This window comes from Microcoleus sp. F4-D5 (assembly GCF_036704885.1).
GTDB lineage: Bacteria > Cyanobacteriota > Cyanobacteriia > Cyanobacteriales > Microcoleaceae > Microcoleus.
This window is the reverse complement of record NZ_JAUBSX010000063.1, coordinates 43,882-46,185: the sequence shown is the minus strand read 5'-3', so window position 1 is coordinate 46,185 and position 2,304 is coordinate 43,882. Positions and strand designations below refer to the sequence as shown.

At 49.6% G+C, this 2,304-nt stretch carries 1 protein-coding gene; it reads right to left on the bottom strand.

The annotated features are described in order from the left end of the window. Positions 1-244: 244 nt before the first annotated feature. Positions 245-2,304: SdrD B-like domain-containing protein (locus QUA80_RS24395; protein WP_333427597.1), on the bottom strand; the 2,060-nt coding region annotated here is incomplete at its 5' end.

Sequence of the window (2,304 nt, the reverse complement as noted above, 5' to 3'; positions counted from 1 at the left end):
CTCACTATTATCTCGGATGATTCACTTTTACCCCCTCAATTCGCGTATGTGCCAGTTGGGGGTGCGGAATGTGGGTTATAAAGTCGAGTAGGGAAACGGCACTGCCGTTTCCTTACGGCGATCGCTCGATAGGCGGGTGTACTTCATAAACCTGCAATCTGCTGTAATTAAAATCCTAAAATTGAAGGGACAATTAATCAATTGTCCCTTCAATATTCTCACCTAATTAATTAGCTCGATCGCACTACAGTAGAGCAAAATCTGTCGCAGTAATCACGCTTGCAGGCACATTCCGGAGAGTTGCCAAAAGTTGACCGGAACCAGTAACTCGGATCAGAGTAGAACTATTCTCCGCAACAATGCTCAGTTGTGAGAAATTCAGACCGCCAACTAAGCCGATCGAATCGATGCCGTATTGAAAGTCTGAAATAGTCTCGGTGCCGAGGTCAATACCCAAGATAAATCGATCGTTCCCGGTACCTCCAATCAGAGTATCATTCCCCTGATCTCCAAACAGCCAATCGTCCCCAGCACTGCCAAGCAAACTGTCCTCATCCTTACCGCCGTAAAGAGTATCGTTCCCAGTATCCCCGTTGACAGTATCTTGACCTTCATTGCCAAAAAGCAAATCGTTGCCCGAACCGCCGCATATTTGGTCTTTTCCGCCAGCGGAACCGACGGGCAGAGGGCTGCCAATATCCCCGTACACAGTATCTTCCCCCTCGCCTCCGCAGATAGAATCGCTGCCTTCATCCCCAAACAGCAGGTTGCTGCCCAATTCGCCGACAACTAAGTCATCGCCCTTGCCAGCACGCACTGTATCATTACCATCACCGCCTGCGATCGTATCTTGATTTTTCTCCCCGCTGAGGAAGTCATCGCCCGCCAAACCGAAGACCAAATCATTGCCAGTCAAATCCGGGTCGAAGGGGTTAATAGTTCCCCCGTAGATAGTATCGTTACCCTGGTCGCCAATTAAAGTATCGCTCTCTTGGTCGCCAAAAATAATGTCGTCATCTTTGCCACCGTAAACAACATCGTCGTTCTTGCCCGCAAAGATTAAATCATCTCCAGCAACCCCATTGAGGTAATCATTATCCTCATTGCCAAACAGCAAGTCGCGGTCTATATCTGGGCCAACCGGGAAAGCACTGTTAAGTCCCCCGTAAATATTATCGCTGCCCCGCAACCCTGCCAACAAATCATCGCCGTTAAAGCCGTTGATTTCGTCATCGTTATTGCTGCCGAGAATAGTGTCGCTGCCGTTAGTACCGTTGCGGGTATTAGTGACAGAACTCGGGCCGCGAACACTGCCAATACTGGGCAAAACAATTTGCGAACAAAAGCAGTCAGCATCTTGTCCTTCTTGCGGTGGCGGTTGCACTTGCGCGAAGGAATTGCCAAAGTTAATATTGTCAACATTAGTCCCGCTGACAGCAATAATATCAGCAGGATTAGCAGTCGTTTGCGTCCAACCCGGTTGATTAACTTCCCGAACTTGATAAGTTCCCGGCCCTAAATTAGAGAAAATATAGGCACCTAAACTATCAGTTGAAGTGTTAACTTCTCCGGCATCTAAAGAGTCGTTGCTATTAGCGTCAAGGAAGATTTGCCAGTTGGGCAATAGCGATTCTTGAGCATCCAAAACTCCATTGTTATTCAGGTCATTAAACTTGCTGCCGGAGATACTAATATTTTGGAAATTGCCAAAATTAATTCCACTACGACTTTCGCCACTGCCGAGATTAATCGGCGCGGGATTAGTAGTCGTTTGCGTCCAACCCGTCTGCTGCACTTCCCGCACGTTGTAAGCGCCGGGATTGAGGTTGTTGAAACTGTAATTGCCAGAATTGTCAGTGGTAACAGTAGTTTCGCCCGAATCTAAAGAGTTGTTCCCGTTAGCGTCGAGGAAGATTTGCCATCCAGAAAGACCGGTTTCCTCCGACTCCTGAGTGCCGTTGCCGTTGCCGTCGTTGAATTTAAGACCGCTGATGCTGCCTTGTTGCACGGGAGTGGGACTCGGAGTTGGAAGCGGAGTCGGAGTCGGAGGCGGAGGCGGAGTCGGAGTTGGTGTTGGTGTTGGTGTTGGTGTTGGTATTGCTTGGTTGCCAAAATTAACGGTAGCAGGAGTAGTTTGACCGGCAGCCAGAGTCACTGCAACCGGGTTGGGAGTTGTTGGCTGGCTGTTGGCCGGTACAACTTCCCGGACGCTGTAAGTACCGGAGGGCAAGTTGGGGAAAGTAAAGCTGCCGTTGGCGGCGGTAGTTGTGGAAGTTTCGCCGGCACCGAGGATGCCGTCACCGT